The following is an 18401-nucleotide window of genomic DNA, read 5'->3' as shown; positions in this document are numbered from 1 at the left end:
GGCTTACAAGGCTTTGCTGACCTGGATGTCGCTGATCTTCTCGGCGTCTTCGCCGTGAATCTTGCGCAGGGCTTCCAGGGCTTGTTCGAGGGAGGCGTCGGGCATCAGTGCGAAGTCCCAGCGGCGCTGGCCGTCGAGCTTGTACTTGATGACGTACTTGGTGGTCTGGGTCATGGTGGCCTTATCTGAGTTTCGACGATGAACGACGGACGATCTTGATCTTGTGGGTCAAGGTTGGCTTGCGGGTGACCGAGATCGGGCGGGTTGTCACGGTATCGATGGTGATGTTCCAGAAACCGGTGCTGGGCACGGTGATCTTCGCCGGGAACTTGTCGAAATGGCCACCGTGGTAGGTGTGACGGCCGCCGTTCTTGAAGCTGCGGAAGTTGGCGTCGTTCATCAGGCGGATGTTGCAGCGCTGGGAGCACTCGATGACGACGATGTCGTCCTCGTTCAGGTGCTCGCGCTGGTGTACGAATTTCATGTGATGCTCCGCAAGGATTGGTTCTGCAAAGGCGAAAGATACCACGATGTCGGGTTACACTGCCGCGCTGTTCCGCCAGGCGTAGATAAATCTGCCAAAGCAGGGAGCAAAACGGCCTGGCTGTGGTCGAAGCGGATTCTTGAAGGCAGAGGTGCTGCAAATGAAGTGGATGGTGGCGGCGGTGGCGGTGACGCTGGGTGGCTGTGTGAGTGTTACGGAACTGGAACAGTCGCGCGAAACGCTTGATGTAATCTCGGGCAAGTCCCCACGCGCGTATGCCGATTGCGTCAAGCAGAAGCTGGCCGATACCCGCGACCCGCTGGTGGAAGAGCAGCGCGGCGATGGCCTGCGGCTGATCGTGCCGCAGAAGATCAGCTCGGGCGTGGGCCCGGCGGCGCTGGTGGATATCGACAAGCGTGGCAGCGGCAGCAGCATCAAGCTGCACGAACGGCTGAACAACTTCCCGCTGCGCCTGGGCGACGTGCGCACCGCAGCCACCCAATGCATCTCCGGTAGTTGATCCAGGGCAACTGATCACGCTCCTTTTGCTTATATGTTTTAGGCCTAAGCATATAACAATAGAAAAGGAGATTCGTGATGACACCGCTGAGTCGCGTCGTGATCGGCAGCCTGCTGATCCTGGCCTGGCCCGCGGCGCATGCCGCCGATGGCCAGAAAGTCTTCACCCAGGGCGGGGCCAACCCCGCCGCCATGGCTTGCCTGGGTTGCCATGGCCCGGACGGCAAGGGCATTGCCGCTGCCGGCTTCCCACGCCTGGCCGGGCTGCCGGCCGCTTACCTCAGCAAGCAATTGCATGATTGGCGCAACGGCAGCCGCAAGCAGCCGGTGATGGAGCCGCTTGCCAATGCCCTGAGCGAGGATGAGATCAAGGCTGTCAGCACCTATCTGGCCAGCCTGCCGGCAGACCCTGCAGGCGACCTGCGTCGCCAGCAGATTGCCGATGACCCCACCACCCGCATGGCCCTGTACGGTGACTGGAGCCGGCAGATTCCTGGTTGCGTGCAATGCCATGGCCCGGGCGGTGGCGGGGTTGGCGAACACTTCCCGCCCTTGGCCGGCCAGCCCGCCAGTTACCTGGTGGCGCAGCTCAATGCCTGGCGGGACGGCACCCGCAGCAGTGACCCCAACCAGCTGATGGTCGGTGTGGCCAAGGCCATGACCGATGACGAGATCAAGGCCGTTGCCGAGTTCTTCGCCCGCCCCGCCAGCCAGGAGGTCAAGCCATGAAACCGATGATTCCAGCCCTGCTGCTGCTGGCCATGGGCAGCGCCCAGGCCGCCCAGATCGCCATGGAAGACCAGTCGCAGTTGAAAGTGCCGGGTGTGCAGGCCGCGCCGCAGTTCGTGCCGCCAGCGGAAAGCGAGTTGCCTGACAATGCCTTTGGCAAGATGGTGCGCGAGGGGCATGCCTTGTTCGTCGACACCCGCAGGTTGATGCCTGAGGCCGTGGGCAATGGCATGAACTGCAGCAACTGCCACCTTGACCAGGGGCGGCTGGCGCATTCCGCGCCGATGTGGGGGGCGTACCCGATGTACCCCGCGTACCGCAAGAAAAACGACAAGGTCAACACCTACGCCGAGCGTATCCAGGGCTGCTTCCAGTTCAGCATGAACGGCAAGCCGCCTGCGGCCGACAGCCCGCAGATGACGGCGCTGGCGGTGTATTCGTACTGGCTGTCGACCAAGGCGCCGACTGGCGTGGAGATCGCCGGGCGAGGTTACCCGGAGGTACCGCAACCCAAGGGCGGTTACGACTTCAAGCGCGGCCAGCAGGTTTATCGCGAGCAGTGTGCGATCTGCCACGGCGACAACGGCGAGGGGCAGAAGGTGGCGGGCGAGTATGTGATGCCGCCGCTGTGGGGCAAGGACTCCTACAACTGGGGCGCCGGCATGCACCGCATCAACACCGCGGCGTCGTTCATCAAGTACAACATGCCGCTGGGCAAGCCGGGCAGCCTGAGTGACCAGCAGGCCTGGGATGTGGCGGCCTGGGTCAACCGCCATGAACGGCCGCAGGACCCGCGGCTGGTGGAAGGCTCCATCGAGAAGACGCGGGTGACGTTCCATGCCAATGACGGGGTGAACCTGTATGGGCAGAAGGTCGATGGGGTGTTGATCGGGCAGGGCACGGGTAGCTGATTGCCTGCCAGGGCCCTATCGCCGGCAAACCAGCTCCCACAGGTCTCTGCGTAGCTTTTGAAAACTGTGCAGTCCTTGTGGGAGCTGGTTTGCCGGCGATAGGGCCAGTACAGGCAACCCCGATTTCCTGTCATCCAACGGTCATGGATGACAGCAATATTTACGATCCCTCGGAACTATCTACACTGGGTTATCTCTATCTTCCCATCGATCGGCCACAGGTAGGGCATTGTAAGGTGACTGCCGCCTGATTAGACTGCGCCGAATTCCACAGGCCTAGCCTTTTGTAAGGACGTATATGATCAAAAAATGCTTGTTCCCGGCAGCCGGTTACGGCACCCGCTTCCTGCCCGCTACCAAAGCCATGCCCAAGGAAATGCTGCCGGTGGTCAACAAGCCACTGATCCAGTATGGCGTTGAAGAGGCACTGGATGCCGGTCTGAGCGAGATATCCATCGTCACCGGGCGCGGCAAGCGTGCTCTGGAAGACCACTTCGACATCAGCTACGAGCTGGAAAACCAGATCAAGGGCACCGACAAGGAAAAATACCTGGTTGGTATCCGTCGTCTGCTCGACGAGTGCTCGTTCTCCTACACCCGCCAGACCGAAATGAAAGGCCTGGGCCACGCCATCCTGACTGGCCGCCCGCTGATCGGCGACGAGCCGTTCGCCGTGGTGCTGGCGGACGACCTGTGCGTGAACCCGGAAGGTGACGGCGTACTGACCCAGATGGTCAAGCTGTACAACCAGTTCCGTTGCTCGATCGTCGCCATCCAGGAAGTCGATCCGCAGGAAACCAACAAGTACGGCGTGATCGCCGGCGACATGATCCGTGACGACATTTTCCGCGTCACCAACATGGTCGAGAAGCCAAAGCCGGAAGATGCCCCGTCGAACCTGGCGATCATCGGTCGCTACATCCTGACCCCGGACATCTTCGACATCATCGCCAACACCGAGCCGGGCAAAGGTGGCGAGATCCAGATCACCGACGCCCTGATGCAACAGGCGCAGAACGGCTGCGTGATCGCCTACAAGTTCAAAGGCAAGCGTTTCGACTGCGGTGGCGCCGAGGGCTACATCGACGCGACCAACTTCTGCTTCGAGAACTACTACAAGACTGGCAAGGCTTACTGATAAGCCGCTACTTGTATCAAAGCTGATAACTGGGGCTGCTTTGCAGCCCTTCGCGGGCACGCCCGCTCCTACAGGTACTGTGCAGGCCTTCAAGGTTGTGCCGGTACTGTGGGAGCGGGCGGGCCCGCGAAGGGGCGCAAAGCGGCCCCAGTGCGTTATGCTGGGCGCCTGCCTAGGAGAGTGAATACATGGCCTACGATTTTGATCTGTTCGTGATTGGTGCCGGGTCCGGCGGTGTGCGCGCGGCGCGGTTTGCCGCCGGCTTCGGCGCAAAGGTGGCAGTGGCCGAGAGCCGCTACCTGGGCGGTACCTGCGTCAACGTGGGTTGCGTGCCGAAAAAACTGCTGGTGTACGGCGCACACGTCGCCGACGAACTGGAGCAGGCCGCAGGCTTCGGCTGGACCCTGGAAGAAGGGCATTTCGACTGGGGCACCCTGATTGCCAACAAGAACCGGGAAATCGAGCGCCTCAACGGCATCTACCGCAACCTGTTGGTCAACAGCGGGGTCACCCTGCTGCAGGGGCATGCGCGCCTGACCGGTGCCAACGAAGTGGAAGTGGATGGCCAGCGCTACACCGCCGAGCACATCCTCATCGCCACCGGTGGCTGGCCACAGGTGCCGGACATTCCGGGCAAGGAACTTGCCATCACCTCCAACGAAGCCTTCTACCTCAAGGACCTGCCACGCCGGGTGCTGGTGGTGGGCGGTGGCTACATCGCCGTCGAGTTCGCCGGCATCTTCCAGGGCCTGGGGGCGGCTACCACGCTGCTGTACCGTGGCGACCTGTTCCTGCGTGGCTTCGACGGTTCGGTGCGCACGCACCTGAAGGAAGAACTGGAAAAGCGCGGCCTCGACCTGCAGTTCAACGCCGACATCCAGCGCATCGACAAGCTCGAGGACGGCAGCCTGAAGGCCACCCTCAAGGATGGTCGCGAATTGGTCATCGATTGCGTGTTCTATGCCACCGGCCGGCGCCCGATGCTGGACAACCTGGGCCTGGAAAACACCGGCGTCGAGCTGGATGCACGCGGTTACATTCGGGTTGACCAGCAGTACCAGACCACCGCGCCGTCGATCCTGGCCATTGGCGACGTGATTGGCCGCGTGCAATTGACTCCGGTGGCTCTGGCAGAGGGCATGGCCGTGGCCCGGCGCCTGTTCAAGCCCGAGCAATACCGCCCTGTGGACTACCAGAACATCCCCACCGCGGTATTCAGCCAGCCGCCCATCGGCACCGTGGGCCTGACCGAGGAGCAGGCGCTGGAGGCCGGGCACAAGGTGCAGGTATACGAGAGCCGCTTCCGTGCGATGAAACTGACCCTGACCGACATCCAGGAAAAGACCCTGATGAAGCTGGTGGTCGATGCCGAGACCGACAAGGTGCTGGGCTGCCACATGGTTGGCCCCGACGCCGGCGAGATCATCCAGGGCCTGGGCGTTGCCCTGAAGGCCGGTGCGACCAAGCAGCAGTTCGACGAAACCATTGGCGTGCACCCGACCGCTGCCGAAGAGTTCGTGACCATGCGCACGGTCACTCGCTGATGCCACTGGCCTCATCGCCGGCAAGCCAGCTCCCACAGGGATTGCACAAGTGCAGAGACCTGCGCAGTACCTGTGGGAGCTGGCTTGCCGGCGATGGGGCCCTTGAATGCCCCGCAATCCTTTGCTCAGCCCATTCCCTTCTATTAATTATCCTCGGTTATAGCCAAAACCAATCACAAGCATGAGCTTTGCCAATGAGCCTTTATCGGGACCAGCGGTTAGGATTCTCTCCATCAACTGATTCCAACCCCATGAAGGAGCGTCTCTCATGCCAATCATCAACAGCCAGGTCAAACCGTTCAACGCCACCGCCTACCACAAGGGCGAGTTCGTCCAGGTCAGCGAAGCCGACCTGAAAGGCAAGTGGTCTGTCGTGTTCTTCTACCCGGCCGACTTCACCTTCGTCTGCCCGACCGAGCTGGGTGACCTTGCTGACAACTACGCCGAGTTCCAGAAGCTGGGCGTGGAAATCTACGGCGTGTCCACCGACACCCACTTCACCCACAAAGCCTGGCACGACACTTCGGACACCATCGGCAAGATCCAGTACCCGCTGATCGGTGACCCGACCCACGTCATCTCGCGCAACTTCGACGTGCTGATCGAAGAAGCCGGCCTGGCCGATCGCGGTACCTTCGTGATCAACCCGGAAGGCCAGATCAAGATCGTCGAACTGAACGACGGTGGTGTAGGCCGCGATGCTGCCGAACTGCTGCGCAAGGTGAAGGCTGCCCAGTACGTTGCCGCTCACCCAGGCGAAGTTTGCCCGGCCAAGTGGAAAGAAGGCGAAGCCACCCTGGCGCCGTCGCTGGACCTGGTCGGCAAGATCTAAGCCGATGCGCATGTCGCGGGCGGTAGCCAGCCGCCAAAGCTGAAGTACATACCGCCCCGTAAAAGCGCCCGGGCGACCTCGCCTGGGCGTTTTTGTATCCGAGTTTTGAAAAAGGAATCGCCCGTATGTTGGACGCCACGCTTAAATCGCAACTGAAAACCTACCTGGAGCGGGTCACCCAGCCGATCGAGATCGTTGCCTCCCTCGACGACGGCGCGAAATCCCGCGAATTGCACGACCTGCTGGTGGAAATTGCCAGCCTGTCGAACCTTATTACCTTCAGCGCGGACGGCAGCGATGCCCGTCGTCCATCGTTCTCGCTGAACCGCCCGGGGGCCGACATAAGCCTGCGCTTCGCCGGCATCCCCATGGGCCACGAATTCACCTCGCTGGTGCTGGCACTGCTGCAAGTCGGTGGGCACCCGTCCAAGGCCAGTGCCGAAGTGATCGAACAGATCCAGGCGCTGGAAGGCGAATTCACCTTCGAAACCTACTTCTCGCTGTCGTGCCAGAACTGCCCGGATGTGGTCCAGGCGTTGAACCTGATGGCGGTGCTCAACCCCAACGTGCGCCACGTGGCCATCGACGGCGCGCTGTTCCAGGCGGAAGTGGAATCGCGCAAGATCATGGCGGTGCCGAGCATCTACCTGAACGGCGAAGTGTTCGGCCAGGGCCGCATGGGCCTGGAAGAAATCCTCGGCAAGATCGACACCAACGCAGCCGGTCGCCAAGCCGAGAAGATCAACGCCAAGGACGCCTTCGACGTGCTGGTGGTCGGTGGTGGCCCAGCCGGCGCTTCGGCAGCCATCTATGCCGCGCGTAAAGGCATCCGCACCGGTATTGCGGCCGAGCGTTTCGGCGGCCAGGTGCTCGATACCCTGGCCATCGAGAACTTCATCTCGGTACAGGAAACCGAAGGGCCGAAGCTGGCCACGGCGCTGGAAGAGCACGTCAAGCAGTACGACGTGGACATCATGAACCTGCAGCGCGGAGAAGCGCTGATCCCGGCCACCGATGGCGGCCTGCACGAAGTACGCCTGGCTGGCGGCGCCTCGCTCAAGGCCAATACCGTGATCCTGGCAACCGGTGCCCGCTGGCGTGAAATGAACGTGCCGGGCGAGCAGGAATACCGCGCCCGTGGCGTGGCTTACTGCCCGCACTGCGACGGCCCGCTGTTCAAGGGCAAGCGCGTGGCGGTGATCGGTGGTGGCAACTCGGGCGTGGAAGCGGCCATCGACCTGGCGGGTATCGTCGCCCAGGTAACGTTGATCGAGTTCGACAGCCAGCTGCGTGCCGATGCGGTACTGCAGCGCAAGTTGCACAGCCTGCCGAACGTGAAGGTGATCACCAGTGCGCTGACCACCGAAGTGCTGGGCAATGGCGAAAAGGTGACCGGCCTGCGTTACAAGGACCGCACCACCGACCAGCAGCATGAAGTGGCGCTGGAAGGCATCTTCGTGCAGATCGGCCTGCTGCCGAACACCGACTGGCTGAAAGGCACCGTCGAGCTGTCGCCGCGTGGCGAGATCATCGTCGATGCCAAGGGTCAGACCAGCATCCCGGGTGTGTTTGCGGCGGGTGACGTGACGACTGTGCCGTACAAGCAGATCGTGATTGCGGTGGGTGAGGGGGCCAAGGCATCGCTGGCGGCCTTTGACCACCTGATCCGCACTTCGGCACCGGCGTAAGCCCGTACCGGCCCTTTCGCGGGCATGCCCGCTCCCACAGGTACTGCACAGGTCTTGAGATTTGTGATGAGTCCTGTAGGAGCGGGCATGCCCGCGAATGCGTCAGAACTGACAAAGCTGAATCTGAGGATGTCTATGATTACTGCAGACACCCTCAGGAACCACACCCATGACCCTGATCAGCCGCGAACCCTGGTGGCTAGTCCCCCCAAAACCCGGGCAGCAAGAGCAGGACCTGCACTGGGGCTACCTGGAAATCTACGCCGACGGCCGCACCGTGTTCGTCGACCAGCGCCCCAGTGACCGGGAGCTGGCCGAGCGCAAGAGCTGCCGCAACTTCCCCGACCCCGAGCCGTGACGGCTCAGCCTTCCAGTTCGGCCAGGCGTGCCTCCAGCGCCGCGATGCGCGCTTCGAGGGCTTCGATGCGCTCTTCCGACACATTGCCACCGCTGCTGCGTGCCCCGCCTTCCTGCTGCCGTGCAGCAAGGATCGCCTCGATTTCCGCCGGGTCGCCCAAGGCATGGGTGTAACGGTCTTCGCGCTGGCCGGCCTGGCGTGGCAGGTGCAAGGCCAGGCCGCGCGAGATCAGGCGCTCCAGCTGGTGCTGGATCTGCTCGGTGTCGTCGAAGTCGTGCAGGCGGTTGCTGCGGGTCAGCAGTTCGTTGAGGGTTTGCGGCCCGCGCAGGAACATCAGGCCCATCAGCACCAGTTGCGCCGGCACCAGCTCCAGCGCCTTGTCCACCCGTTGTTCCCAGCGGTCGGCGCGGCTGCCCATCTGCAGGCGGGTCATGTCTTGCCCTTCGAGGGCGCGCAGGGCCTGGCCGACCTGGCCTTGGGTGAGGTTCATCACCGGCTCGCGACTGGTCTTCTGGTTGCAGGCCAGGACCAGGGCGTTGAGGGTCAGCGGGTAGCTTTCCGGGCTGGTGGCCTGCTTCTCGATCAGCGAGCCGAGAATACGGATCTCGATGCTGTTGAAGCGGCCTTCGCCGACGGTTTCGTGTTCTGACATGGCCCTGTCTCATTGCTGGGGAAAGGCCACTAGCCTAGGTAAAGCGCCAGGCTTAAGCAATCACTGGGATCATCGCCGGCAAGCCAGCTCCCACAGGTACAGCACAAGCCGTAAGGCCGGCACTATCCCTGTGGGAGCTGGCTTGCCTGCGAAAGGGCCGCAAAGCGGCCCCGGCAAACTCAAGCGTTGCGCCGCTCTTCAGCCTGGCACGCCGCCGCGGTAAACAGCACATCGGTCGAAGAGTTCAGCGCCGTCTCGGCCGAATCCTGCAGCACGCCGATGATGAAGCCCACCGCCACCACCTGCATGGCAATTTCGCTAGGGATGCCAAACAGGCCGCACGCCAGCGGAATCAGCAGCAGCGAGCCACCGGCCACACCCGAGGCGCCGCAGGCACAGACCGCCGCCACCACGCTAAGCAGCACGGCGGTCGGCAGGTCCACCGGAATACCCAGAGTATGCACCGCCGCCAGGGTCAGCACGGTAATGGTGATGGCGGCACCGGCCATGTTGATGGTCGCACCCAGCGGGATCGATACCGAGTAGGTGTCTTCATGCAGGCCAAGGCGCTCCGACAGGGCCAGGTTGACCGGGATGTTGGCCGCCGAGCTACGGGTGAAGAACGCGGTGATACCGCTTTCGCGCAGGCACAGCAGGGTCAGCGGGTAGGGGTTGCGGCGGATTTTCCAATACACGATCAGCGGGTTCATCACCAGCGCCACGAACAGCATGCAGCCGATCAGCACCGCCAGCAGGTGCAGGTAGCCGAGCAGGGCGTCCAGGCCCGACTGGGCCAGCGTGGCGCTGACCAGGCCGAAGATGCCCAGCGGGGCGAAGCGGATGACCACGCGCACGATCAGGGTCACGCCATTGGACAGGTCCTCGACCACGGTGCGGGTGGTTTCGCCGGCATGGCGCAGGGCCACGCCCAGGCCGATGGCCCAGGTCAGCACACCGATGAAGTTGGCGTTGAGCAGGGCGTTGATCGGGTTGTCGACCGCACTCAGCAGCAGGTTCTGCAGCACCTCGGTGATGCCGCCCGGCGCGCTCAGCGTAGCGTCGCCGGTGCTCAGCACCAGGTTCGACGGGAACAGCATGCTGGCGACCACCGCGACTACCGCGGCGCCGAAGGTACCCAGCAGGTACAGCCAGAGGATCGGGCGGATATGGGTTTCCTGGCCGTGGCGGTGGTTGGCGATCGAGGCCATGACCAGGATGAACACCAGCACGGGTGCCACCGCCTTGAGGGCGCTGACGAACACCTTCCCGAGGAACGCCATGTCGCGGGCGATGGCGGGCGCGAGCAGGGCCAGGGCGATGCCGGCGATCAGGCCGATGACGATCTGCGTCACCAGGCTGGTGCGGTTGAGGAAGCGGAAGACGGGGGTCATGTGCAGCGATATCCCAGCATGTTCAAAAAGGGCGCGACTTTACCATAGACCTTCGTCGAGCAGGGCGGCCTGAAAAAGTCAGCGCCCGCGCCGCCGCGACACCCGCGCCTCGATGTTCTTGCGCCCGATCAGCAGTGGCGGCTTTTCCACTACCGGCTCGTCCGCCAGCCACTTGTACATCACCAGGCAGTCCACCAGCCCCAGGCGGGCATGGCGGTAGGCCTTGGGCAGGTGTCCAACGGTTTCGAAGCCCAGCTTGTGCCACAGCGCCACCGCTACCTCGTTGGTGGCCACCACCGAGTTGAACTGCAGGGCCAGAAAGCCCTCCTGGCGTGCCTGTTTCTGTGAGTGCTCGCACATCAACCGCGCAACGCCGCGGCCGCGTGCTGTTTCACAGACCATGTAGCCGCAATTGCCCACGTGCCCACCAGGCCCGGCGGCATTGGCCTTGAGGTAATACGAACCCAGCAGCTCGCCGTCTTCCTCGGCCACGAATGTGCGCACGGGCAGTTCCAGCCACAGCTGGCGGGCCTGATCGAAGCTAAGGGCCGGGTCGAATGCGTAGGTTTCACGGGCCTGTACGACGGCCTGGAAGGTGGGCCAGAAGCGTTCGAAGTCTTCCGGTGTCATGGGGCGGATGTGGATCATGCGGGTTCCTGCAAGGGCTGGGCCGCCCAGTCTGGGTGGCGCGGCGCCGTCGCGCAAGGGCGGCGACGCCAATTGCGCTCAGCCGTTGGCCTTGCCCACCGCATCCATGGCACGTGCCGAGTAGACCAGCGCGGCACCGGCGTTCATCGCCACGGCCACGCCAAGGGCCTCGGCGATTTCCTCGCGGCTGGCGCCGTGCTTGACGGCCTGCTGCGAATGCACCGCGATGCAGCCATCGCAGCGTGTGGTCACGGCCACGGCGAGGGAGATCAGCTCGCGGGTCTTGGCGTCCAGGTGGTTGGTCTTGGCCCCTGCGCCGCTGGCGGTCATGTAGCCGGCCACGGTGTCAGGGGAAAGCTGCTTGAGATCGCCGATGCCGGCCATCAACTGCTTACGGTAGGCGTCCCAGTCCATCATGCTCATCGTCTTCACCTTGGGGAGGTTGCGAGTGGAGCTTTCAGGCTAGTCGAAGAGTGGAAAGTGTGAGGCTTGTACTTTGGTTGGTTGCGCGCAGGCCTTTTGGCTGCGCGCAACCACACCGATCAGATGTAGATGAACACCAGCACCAACGCCGCGACGAACGCCCACTTCTCCAGGTAGTAACGCGTGCGGTTGCGCTTCTTCATCGCCTTGCCACGTTCGCGGATCTTGTAGATGCGGGTGAACAGACGGTTGATGCCACCGGTCTTGTCGCCGGCATCATTGGGTGCGGCGGCAGCGGCCATGACGTTGCGGCTGAACCAGCGGTTGAACGCGGTCGCCCAGCGGTACTTGAGCGGGCGTTCAACGTCGCAGAACAGGATGATGCGGTTGTGCTCGGTGGTATTGGCCGCGTAGTGGATGTAGGTCTCGTCGAAGACCACGCCTTCGCCATCGCGCCAGGAATACTTCTCACCGTCCACGTCGATGTAGCAACCGTCGTCGTTCGGCGTGTCCAGGCCCAGGTGGTAGCGGTACGAACCGGCATACGGGTCACGGTGGCGCACCAGCTTGGCGCCCGGCGGCAGGGTGGCGAACATGGCGGCCTTGACCGTGCCGATGCCTTTGAGCAACTCGGTGGTGCGTGGGCACAGGGTCATCGCCGACGGGTGGCTTTCGCCGTACCACTTCAGGTAGAAGCGCTTCCAGCCGGTCTTGAAGAATGAGTTGAAACCGACATCATCGTAATTGTCGGACTTCTTGATTTCGCCTACATGCAGCAGCTGTTGGGCTTCTTCGCGGATCTCCTGCCAGTGGTCCTGCAGCGTCTGCAGTTCAGGGAAGGCCTCTACCGGCAGGTAAGGCTTGGCCGGGTGCCTGGAAAACAGGTACAGGAAGCTGTTGACCGGGGCCAGGAAGCTGGAGTGGTCGCCCAACTGACGGGTCAGCTTGTGGCGAACGCGACCGCGCAGGTGAACATAGGCGATCGAGAGGACGAAGATGAGGACTAAGGCGATTTTCATGGGCGGATACGTCAAGTAATGGCCATGCGTGATGGCTAAGCCCGCCAGCATAAACAATCGAGCCGATGCTTTGTAGGAGAATGTTACGCAGCGATGGCAGACCTTGGTACAAGCGTCACCGCTGTACCAAGGTCTGCATGGCGATGCATCAGGCCAGAGTGACCTCGATGCGGCCATCCGTGATGCGATGGTCCTTGCCTTGGTAGCCGATTACATAGTCAGTAAAATCGGCGGTCAGGGTCTTTTTATCCCCGTTCCACTCATGCTTCAGGCGGCCCCCGCTCAGGGGATAGTGCATACCGCCAATCGAGAAGAACAGGCGTGCATATTGTTCACTGAACAGCATCATGATGCCTTGGATAGCGTTGTCCACTTGCTGTCTGGCAATGAGTTGGATGCGCCCGTCCTGAAGTACCTTGGTTTCGATGGTTCGAGCGTCAAGGTTACCCATCGAAGGGAAAATAGCGGGGTCGAGGTTGGCGGTGACCCGGCCGGTGCCGTTGGTCCTTGCATCGTCGGCCAGTGACAAGGACAACGAGCCATCCACGATCTCGACCATGCCCATGGTGTGTTCAATGGTGTAGTGGAACGTTGCGGCAAATGCCTTGGAAGTCTCATCCATCTCGGTAATATCGATTGAGCCCCCGGTCGCCCAACCTGAGCGACCAATCGAAGTCGAACCGAAATAGGCGTTGATCTCGGCTTTCTCGCCTTCACCGATCTTGAGGGATGCGCCCGCCACCAGGTAACGTTCCGGGATATTCAGGAATATATAGCTATAAGCGGTATCTGATCCCTCCGTGTACTGAATGGCGAAAAATGAGCGGTTGCCATTACTGACATCTGTATCTATGACATCAGTCGTGAACTCGCGCTCACGCTGGTTGCCCCACTTCAGTTGCGCTTGCATGGCAGGCTGGGTATTCCGTGTTTGCTGGTGCTGTTTCATGACCGTATCTATGTGATTGAATTGAGGCCTCAGCGTATGGTTTGGGGCCTTGCCCGCGAAACTGACAGACCTGCGGGTTTCCCAACGCATCAGTACGTGCTTTGCCATCTCGAGGAGCGGCACGATGACACCGGTCAGCGGACGAATCGAAAAACCATTCAAGCGCCTGTTCTTCGCCTTGCCGGTGAGCGATGCCCAGCGCCGTGTGCTGGCCCAGTGGCGACGTGGCCTGGGCCTGCGCAGCGGCAAGCCAGTGCCGGCCGCCAACTTCCATGTGACACTGCTGTTTCTCGGCGATGTGGATACCGCCCATGTGCCTGCGATTTGCGCGGCGGTCGACCAGCTGGCACTACCGGCCACGGCACCACGACTGATACTGGACCGCTTGCAGGTGTGGCAGCGGGCCAGCGCCCTGGTGCTGGAGGCGCAACAGACCCCACCGGCCCTGTTGCAACTGGTGTACAGCTTGCAGCAGGCGCTGCTGCCGTTGGGGGTGGAAGCGGCCGACCGCGAGTATCGCCCGCACCTGACGCTGGCCAGGGATTACCGCGGCCAGCCGCCAGAAGCCAGCAGCGCGCCGGATTTCTACCTCGCCGCCCGCCATTTCACACTGTACGAGTCGCGCAAGGGCGCTTACTGGCCATTGGCGCAATGGCCGCTTTCAAGCTGATTCAGGCCATGGCCTCGCAGTCTGCGAACATCTGCTCGCCCAGCGTGCGTGCAGTGTGCAGATGCGCTGCCGGGGCTGCTCTGCAGCCCATCGCCGGCAAGCCGGCTCCCACATCGACCGCATCGGTTTCAAGCCATGTGCAGTCCCTGTGGGAGCCGGCTTGCCGGCGATGAGGCCAGGGCAGGCCATGCAAGACAGTTGCAGCTATCTCGACCGCATTGACCTCAAGAGCTTTGCAGTCCCTGTGGGAGCCGGCTTGCCGGCAATGGGGCCCTGACAGGCCATGCAGGACAGTTGCAGCTATCTCGACCGCGTTGACCTCAAGGGCTTTGCTATCCCTGTGGGAGCCGGCTTGCCGGCGATGAGGCCAGGGCAGGCCATGCAAGACAGTTGCAGCTATCTCGACCGCGTTGACCTCAAGGGCTTTGCTATCCCTGTGGGAGCCGGCTTGCCGGCGATGAGGCCAGGGCAGGCCATGCAAGACAGTTGCAGCTATCTCGACCGCGTTGACCTCAAGGGCTTTGCTATCCCTGTGGGAGCCGGCTTGCCGGCGATGAGGCCAGGGCAGGCCATGCAAGACAGTTGCAGCTATCTCGACCGCGTTGACCTCAAGGGCTTTGCTATCCCTGTGGGAGCCGGCTTGCCGGCGATGAGGCCAGGGCAGGCCATGCAAGACAGTTGCAGCTATCTCGACCGCATTGACCTCAAGAGCTTTGCTGTCCCTGTGGGAGCCGGCTTGCCGGCGATGGGGCCAGGGCAGGCGATTACACTGGCAGGCTCTGGTACGGCAATTCATCCCCGGGCTGCGGTCGAACTGGCGCTTGTACTCGCGGCTGAACTGCGAGGTGCTCTGGTACCCCACCCGGTGCGCGGTCTGCGCCACTCCCAGGCCTTCGCCGATCAGCATCTGCTGCGCCTTTAGTAGCCGCAGGCGCTTGAGGTACTGCATCGGTGCCATGTCGGTGCAGCGCTTGAAGTGCTCGTGGAAGGTCGAAACGCTCATGTTGGCGCGCGCGGCCAGTGCTTCGACGCTCAGCGGCTCGGTGTAGTGTTCGCGCAGGTGGGCAAGGGCGGCGCCGATGCGGGCGAAGTGCCCTTGTTGCTCCACCAGCGCCCGCAACACCCCCGCCTGTGGGCCGCGCAAGGCGGTGTACAGCACCTCGCGCACCCGCGCCGGCCCCAGCACCTTGGCGTCCACTGGGTCCTGCAGGCAGCGCAGCAGCCGTTCCACGCATTCGCGCATCGGCGCATCGAGTGCCGCTGAGGTCATCGACTGCGGGGTTTGCGCCTGCACCGCGGCATCCGGCGCCAGGGCCATGCTTTGCACCAGTTCACCCAGCACGCCGCGGTCGATGTCCACCGCCACGCCCAGCAACGGTGCTTCGGGGGTGGCGAAGGTTTCGCACATGAACGGCACCGACAGTGCCTGCACCAGGTAATGCCCGGCGCCGTACTCCAGGGTACGCGGCCCCAGGCGTGCCAGCTTGCTGCCCTGGGCCAGGATCATCAGGCTGGGTTCGTAGATCTGCGGGCTGCTGGCCACATAGTGGTCCCAGCTCAGCACCTGCACCTGGGGCAGGTGCGTGGGCACGAAGCCCGGGCGCGTGGCGAGGCTGCGGATCAGTGTGCAAAGCGGCGCATTGGCGTCGACGTGGCGGGTCAGTTGCATGATGGACCTGGGCAGAGGATCAGACAGTCTGATCATCGCAGAATGAACGCTCGGCGCCAGGTGCTGCATGGCATCTTCGGAGAATCAGGCATCGATGCCGGAGAATCAGCCGTGGGCGAGGCGGCGCATGGCGCGCAGAATGCGCCGCCTGAATCGTTTCACTTCATAGCGAGGCCCTGCATGTACACCGCCATCGGTTACGCCGCCCAGACCCCCACCAGCCCTCTGGCTCCCATGACCTTCGAGCGTCGCAGCCCGCGCCCTGACGACGTCGCCATCGATATCCTGTACTGCGGCGTGTGCCACTCCGACATTCACCAGGCGCGCAACGAATGGGGCATTGCCGTGTACCCGCTGATGCCTGGCCACGAGATCATCGGCCGCGTCACCGCGGTGGGCGACAAAGTGACCGCGCACAAGGTCGGCGACCTGGTCGGCGTTGGCTGCATGGTCGACTCGTGCCGCCACTGCGAAGCCTGTGCCAAGGACCTGGAGCAGTACTGCCTGGAAGGCCCGACCATGACCTACGCCACCCCGGACCGGGTCGACGGTAGCAACACCATGGGCGGTTATTCCAGCAGCATCGTGGTCAGCGAGCACTTCGTGGTGCGCATCCCGGCCGGCATGGACCTGCCAAGTGCCGCGCCAATCCTCTGCGCTGGCATCACCACCTATTCGCCGCTCAAGCACCACGGTGTCGGCCCCGGTCACAAGATCGGCATCCTCGGCATGGGCGGCCTGGGCCACATGGCCATCAAGCTGGCCAAGGCCCTGGGCGCCGAAGTGACCCTGTTCACCCGTTCCCAGGCCAAGGCCGAGGAAGCCCGTCGCCAGGGTGCCGACCATGTGATCGTGTCCACCGATGCCGAGCAGATGCACGCCGCGGCGGGCCGTTTCGACTTCCTGCTCGACACCATTCCGGTGCAGCACGACCTCAACCCGTACCTGGAAACCCTGAAATTCGATGGCGTGCACATCCTGGTCGGCCTGATCGAGCCGATCGACCCGGCGGTACATGCGGCCAATCTGGTGATGAAACGCCGGGTGCTGGCGGGGTCGTTGATCGGTGGTATTGCCGAGACCCAGGAAGTGCTGGATTTCTGTGCCGAGCACGCGATTCGTTGTGATATCGAGTTGCTGGATATCCGCAACATCAACCAGGCGTATGAGCGGATGATTGCCGGGGACGTGAAATACCGGTTCGTGATCGATATGGCTACTTTGCAGGGCTGATGGTTGCCTGCCCCGGCCTCTTCGCGGGCTCGCCCGCTCCCACAGGTACTGCACAGACTTCGTAAGCTGTGATTTACCTGTGGGAGCGGGCGAGCCCGCGAATAGGCCAGTACAGGCAATGAAGATGCTGGATCTGTTACCAGGCCAATGCCCTGTCCCAGCCTTTCCAGAACAACCACCGCCGTACCTCGCCATGCGCCCCGGTACCGATCTGCCAGGCCGGCCGCCCGTTGTCCAGGGCAATCACCGAAACGAACCCGGCATGGCTCGCCGCTACCAGCGTACGCCCGTCCGCACTGATATCCAGCGCACTGATGGTCGACCCCAGGTAATGCTGCCAATGCTCCATGCCATCTTCGCCAAATGCCCGCAGATAACCATAGGCATCCCCCACGATGTACTCGCCGTCGCGCGCCACGCCGGCATACACCCGTGCGCCATCCTGTACCAGCGGGGTACGCGGGTCCTGGCTGTAGTAGTCGGTATCCAGCCCCGGCAAGTCGGCCACCCTGACAGCCAGCGTGGCACCGCTATAGAAATGGCAGGCATTGACTATCAACTGGTCACCCGCGCGATTGAACAGCGCAAAGTGCGGATACTCGCTGGCCGGGCCGATTGCCGCCACGGGCCTGAGCTGGTCGTCCAGTACCAGGTGACGGCTGCCTTGCTCGCCGACCACGATCAACCGGCCATCCGCCGACACCGCACCGTGCTCCATGCTCAGCCCGAGGCTGATGTCGTCGGGGTCGGTGCCTTCGTCCAGCTCGTCGAGCACCCGCGCCTGGTGCGGCAGCAGGCGGGTCGCGCCGTGGCGCGTCAGCAGGAAGATACCTTCGGCACTCACCAGCAGCACCCGCTGGCCATCCGGGAAGGGGATCAGCGCGGTCGGCGTGGGCGGCAGGTCGAATGGCTCGAACGGGTAACCCGGCGGCAACCCCTCCAGCCCCGTGGGCCAGGCCAGGCGCAGCACCTGCGGGCCGCCCCAGCCATCGGTCACGCGTATGCCCTCGGCATTGGCCAGGGCGAAATAGCGGCGGGCCGGGCAGCGGCCGAAGTGATCGACGCCGATCACCGGGGTCACCCCGAGAGGGTCGATGCGCACCACCTGGCCTTTGTCATGCGGCATGCCGATACGTGCCAGCAGGCTGCCATCCTCCAGCAGCAGGACGTTGCCGATGCCTTGCCCGTGCTCCTTGATCAGCGGCAGCAATGGGTGGTGGGCGGGCGGCCAGGCTTCGCGGAAGGCTTGCTGCTCGAAGGTTTCGACGCCAGGCCGGTTGGCTGCTTGCAGGGCTTGCAGCCAGGCGTCGAGCAAATGCTCGGTGGCTTGCGGCAGGGGCTCTTCGAGGTCATCCCAGCCTTGCGCGCGGCCCTGCGCGACATAGTCGTTGACGGCCTGGGCATAGGCAGTGACCGCCTGCTGCCACTGTTGCTGCTGGGAGTGCTGCTGGTCCATGAGCGGATCGGGCTCCTTGTTGCATACGCGTTCGCACAAAGCGCGCATGTTACTCCTTCTGCCCGCCTCGCGGTTGTGAGCCCCCGGC

The 18401-nt window shown here is 63.1% G+C and carries 19 protein-coding genes and 1 pseudogene; 10 read left to right on the top strand and 10 right to left on the bottom strand.

Annotation, left to right across the window (positions count from 1 at the left end; genetic code table 11):
- Positions 1 to 3: 3 nt before the first annotated feature.
- Both CAG44_RS28985 and CAG44_RS21400 read right to left on the bottom strand, forming a co-directional pair.
- Positions 4 to 174, bottom strand: a complete 171-nt coding sequence (locus CAG44_RS28985; protein WP_013973186.1) for a hypothetical protein — start codon at positions 172 to 174, stop codon at positions 4 to 6.
- Between the two features lie 7 nt (positions 175 to 181).
- Positions 182 to 484: a DUF1883 domain-containing protein gene (locus CAG44_RS21400; protein ID WP_004375922.1), complete on the bottom strand. Its 303-nt coding sequence runs from the start codon at positions 482 to 484 to the stop codon at positions 182 to 184.
- A gap of 160 nt (positions 485 to 644) precedes the next feature.
- Here CAG44_RS21400 and CAG44_RS21395 point away from each other — a divergent pair, with 160 nt between their 5' ends.
- The 8 genes from CAG44_RS21395 (at position 645) to CAG44_RS21360 (ending at position 8203) form a co-directional block, all read left to right on the top strand.
- Positions 645 to 1004, top strand: a complete 360-nt coding sequence (locus CAG44_RS21395) for a hypothetical protein (RefSeq protein ID WP_085590931.1) — start codon at positions 645 to 647, stop codon at positions 1002 to 1004.
- Between the two features lie 77 nt (positions 1005 to 1081).
- Positions 1082 to 1732 carry a cytochrome c gene (locus CAG44_RS21390; protein WP_085692941.1) on the top strand — a complete coding sequence of 217 codons (651 nt, stop codon included), beginning with the start codon at positions 1082 to 1084 and terminating at the stop codon, positions 1730 to 1732.
- Positions 1729 to 2643 (top strand): c-type cytochrome, encoded by a 915-nt coding sequence (locus tag CAG44_RS21385; protein ID WP_085692940.1) that lies wholly within the window; start codon positions 1729 to 1731, stop codon positions 2641 to 2643. Before CAG44_RS21390 ends, CAG44_RS21385 begins: the two co-directional genes overlap by 4 nt.
- A gap of 298 nt (positions 2644 to 2941) precedes the next feature.
- Positions 2942 to 3781 (top strand): UTP--glucose-1-phosphate uridylyltransferase GalU, encoded by an 840-nt coding sequence (gene galU, locus CAG44_RS21380; RefSeq protein WP_085590936.1) that lies wholly within the window; start codon positions 2942 to 2944, stop codon positions 3779 to 3781.
- Between the two features lie 188 nt (positions 3782 to 3969).
- Positions 3970 to 5325: a glutathione-disulfide reductase gene (gorA, locus tag CAG44_RS21375; protein WP_085692939.1), complete on the top strand. Its 1356-nt coding sequence runs from the start codon at positions 3970 to 3972 to the stop codon at positions 5323 to 5325.
- A gap of 268 nt (positions 5326 to 5593) precedes the next feature.
- The gene (gene ahpC, locus CAG44_RS21370) at positions 5594 to 6157 is read left to right on the top strand and encodes an alkyl hydroperoxide reductase subunit C (protein WP_004375926.1); all 564 of its coding nucleotides are present in this window, start codon (positions 5594 to 5596) and stop codon (positions 6155 to 6157) included.
- A 125-nt stretch (positions 6158 to 6282) separates the two neighbouring features.
- On the top strand, positions 6283 to 7845 hold the full coding sequence (gene ahpF / locus CAG44_RS21365; protein ID WP_085692938.1) for an alkyl hydroperoxide reductase subunit F: 1563 nt from the start codon (positions 6283 to 6285) through the stop codon (positions 7843 to 7845).
- A gap of 169 nt (positions 7846 to 8014) precedes the next feature.
- Positions 8015 to 8203, top strand: a complete 189-nt coding sequence (locus CAG44_RS21360; protein WP_013973178.1) for a hypothetical protein — start codon at positions 8015 to 8017, stop codon at positions 8201 to 8203.
- 4 nt (positions 8204 to 8207) lie between these two features.
- Here CAG44_RS21360 and CAG44_RS21355 read toward each other — a convergent pair whose 3' ends face one another.
- From CAG44_RS21355 to CAG44_RS21330, 6 genes are all read right to left on the bottom strand, one after another.
- Positions 8208 to 8855, bottom strand: coding sequence for a YceH family protein (locus tag CAG44_RS21355; RefSeq protein ID WP_085590938.1), 648 nt, complete (start codon positions 8853 to 8855; stop codon positions 8208 to 8210).
- Positions 8856 to 9034: 179 nt separating this feature from the next.
- Positions 9035 to 10246, bottom strand: a complete 1212-nt coding sequence (gene sstT, locus CAG44_RS21350; protein ID WP_085692937.1) for a serine/threonine transporter SstT — start codon at positions 10244 to 10246, stop codon at positions 9035 to 9037.
- A 78-nt stretch (positions 10247 to 10324) separates the two neighbouring features.
- On the bottom strand, positions 10325 to 10894 hold the full coding sequence (locus CAG44_RS21345) for a GNAT family N-acetyltransferase (protein ID WP_085692936.1): 570 nt from the start codon (positions 10892 to 10894) through the stop codon (positions 10325 to 10327).
- A 78-nt stretch (positions 10895 to 10972) separates the two neighbouring features.
- On the bottom strand, positions 10973 to 11317 hold the full coding sequence (locus tag CAG44_RS21340; protein WP_013973174.1) for a carboxymuconolactone decarboxylase family protein: 345 nt from the start codon (positions 11315 to 11317) through the stop codon (positions 10973 to 10975).
- 119 nt (positions 11318 to 11436) lie between these two features.
- Positions 11437 to 12336: a lipid A hydroxylase LpxO gene (gene lpxO, locus CAG44_RS21335; RefSeq protein ID WP_013973173.1), complete on the bottom strand. Its 900-nt coding sequence runs from the start codon at positions 12334 to 12336 to the stop codon at positions 11437 to 11439.
- Positions 12337 to 12484: 148 nt separating this feature from the next.
- Positions 12485 to 13285 (bottom strand): hypothetical protein, encoded by an 801-nt coding sequence (locus CAG44_RS21330; RefSeq protein ID WP_085692953.1) that lies wholly within the window; start codon positions 13283 to 13285, stop codon positions 12485 to 12487.
- A gap of 124 nt (positions 13286 to 13409) precedes the next feature.
- On the opposite strand from CAG44_RS21330, the gene thpR reads away from it, so the two are divergent.
- A complete protein-coding gene (thpR, locus tag CAG44_RS21325; RefSeq protein WP_085590945.1) occupies positions 13410 to 13955 on the top strand; it encodes an RNA 2',3'-cyclic phosphodiesterase in 546 nt (181 codons plus the stop codon).
- A 796-nt stretch (positions 13956 to 14751) separates the two neighbouring features.
- On the opposite strand, the pseudogene CAG44_RS21315 reads toward thpR, so the two are convergent.
- Positions 14752 to 15624 (bottom strand): annotated as a pseudogene (locus CAG44_RS21315) (AraC family transcriptional regulator N-terminal domain-containing protein); the annotation flags it as partial.
- Between the two features lie 180 nt (positions 15625 to 15804).
- Between CAG44_RS21315 and calA the strand changes: the two are divergent.
- Positions 15805 to 16857, top strand: coding sequence for a vanillin reductase (gene calA, locus CAG44_RS21310; protein ID WP_085615128.1), 1053 nt, complete (start codon positions 15805 to 15807; stop codon positions 16855 to 16857).
- Positions 16858 to 16993: 136 nt separating this feature from the next.
- Here the strand turns inward: calA and CAG44_RS21305 are convergent, their stop codons facing one another.
- A complete protein-coding gene (locus CAG44_RS21305) occupies positions 16994 to 18313 on the bottom strand; it encodes a hypothetical protein (RefSeq protein ID WP_085591075.1) in 1320 nt (439 codons plus the stop codon).
- Positions 18314 to 18401 lie beyond the last annotated feature (88 nt).

The organism is Pseudomonas sp. B13(2017) (assembly GCF_002113245.1).
Taxonomy (GTDB): domain Bacteria; phylum Pseudomonadota; class Gammaproteobacteria; order Pseudomonadales; family Pseudomonadaceae; genus Aquipseudomonas; species Aquipseudomonas putida_Z.
This window is presented reverse-complemented; position numbering and strand designations above follow the sequence as displayed.

Coding starts and splice junctions, on each gene's coding strand:
- CAG44_RS28985 (WP_013973186.1), bottom strand. CDS start 174: ATGACCCAGACCACCAAGTACGTCATCAAGTACAAGCTCGACGGCCAG.
- CAG44_RS21400 (WP_004375922.1), bottom strand. CDS start 484: ATGAAATTCGTACACCAGCGCGAGCACCTGAACGAGGACGACATCGTC.
- CAG44_RS21395 (WP_085590931.1), top strand. CDS start 645: ATGAAGTGGATGGTGGCGGCGGTGGCGGTGACGCTGGGTGGCTGTGTG.
- CAG44_RS21390 (WP_085692941.1), top strand. CDS start 1,082: ATGACACCGCTGAGTCGCGTCGTGATCGGCAGCCTGCTGATCCTGGCC.
- CAG44_RS21385 (WP_085692940.1), top strand. CDS start 1,729: ATGAAACCGATGATTCCAGCCCTGCTGCTGCTGGCCATGGGCAGCGCC.
- galU (WP_085590936.1), top strand. CDS start 2,942: ATGATCAAAAAATGCTTGTTCCCGGCAGCCGGTTACGGCACCCGCTTC.
- gorA (WP_085692939.1), top strand. CDS start 3,970: ATGGCCTACGATTTTGATCTGTTCGTGATTGGTGCCGGGTCCGGCGGT.
- ahpC (WP_004375926.1), top strand. CDS start 5,594: ATGCCAATCATCAACAGCCAGGTCAAACCGTTCAACGCCACCGCCTAC.
- ahpF (WP_085692938.1), top strand. CDS start 6,283: ATGTTGGACGCCACGCTTAAATCGCAACTGAAAACCTACCTGGAGCGG.
- CAG44_RS21360 (WP_013973178.1), top strand. CDS start 8,015: ATGACCCTGATCAGCCGCGAACCCTGGTGGCTAGTCCCCCCAAAACCC.
- CAG44_RS21355 (WP_085590938.1), bottom strand. CDS start 8,855: ATGTCAGAACACGAAACCGTCGGCGAAGGCCGCTTCAACAGCATCGAG.
- sstT (WP_085692937.1), bottom strand. CDS start 10,246: ATGACCCCCGTCTTCCGCTTCCTCAACCGCACCAGCCTGGTGACGCAG.
- CAG44_RS21345 (WP_085692936.1), bottom strand. CDS start 10,894: ATGATCCACATCCGCCCCATGACACCGGAAGACTTCGAACGCTTCTGG.
- CAG44_RS21340 (WP_013973174.1), bottom strand. CDS start 11,317: ATGAGCATGATGGACTGGGACGCCTACCGTAAGCAGTTGATGGCCGGC.
- lpxO (WP_013973173.1), bottom strand. CDS start 12,336: ATGAAAATCGCCTTAGTCCTCATCTTCGTCCTCTCGATCGCCTATGTT.
- CAG44_RS21330 (WP_085692953.1), bottom strand. CDS start 13,285: ATGAAACAGCACCAGCAAACACGGAATACCCAGCCTGCCATGCAAGCG.
- thpR (WP_085590945.1), top strand. CDS start 13,410: ATGACACCGGTCAGCGGACGAATCGAAAAACCATTCAAGCGCCTGTTC.
- calA (WP_085615128.1), top strand. CDS start 15,805: ATGTACACCGCCATCGGTTACGCCGCCCAGACCCCCACCAGCCCTCTG.
- CAG44_RS21305 (WP_085591075.1), bottom strand. CDS start 18,313: ATGGACCAGCAGCACTCCCAGCAGCAACAGTGGCAGCAGGCGGTCACT.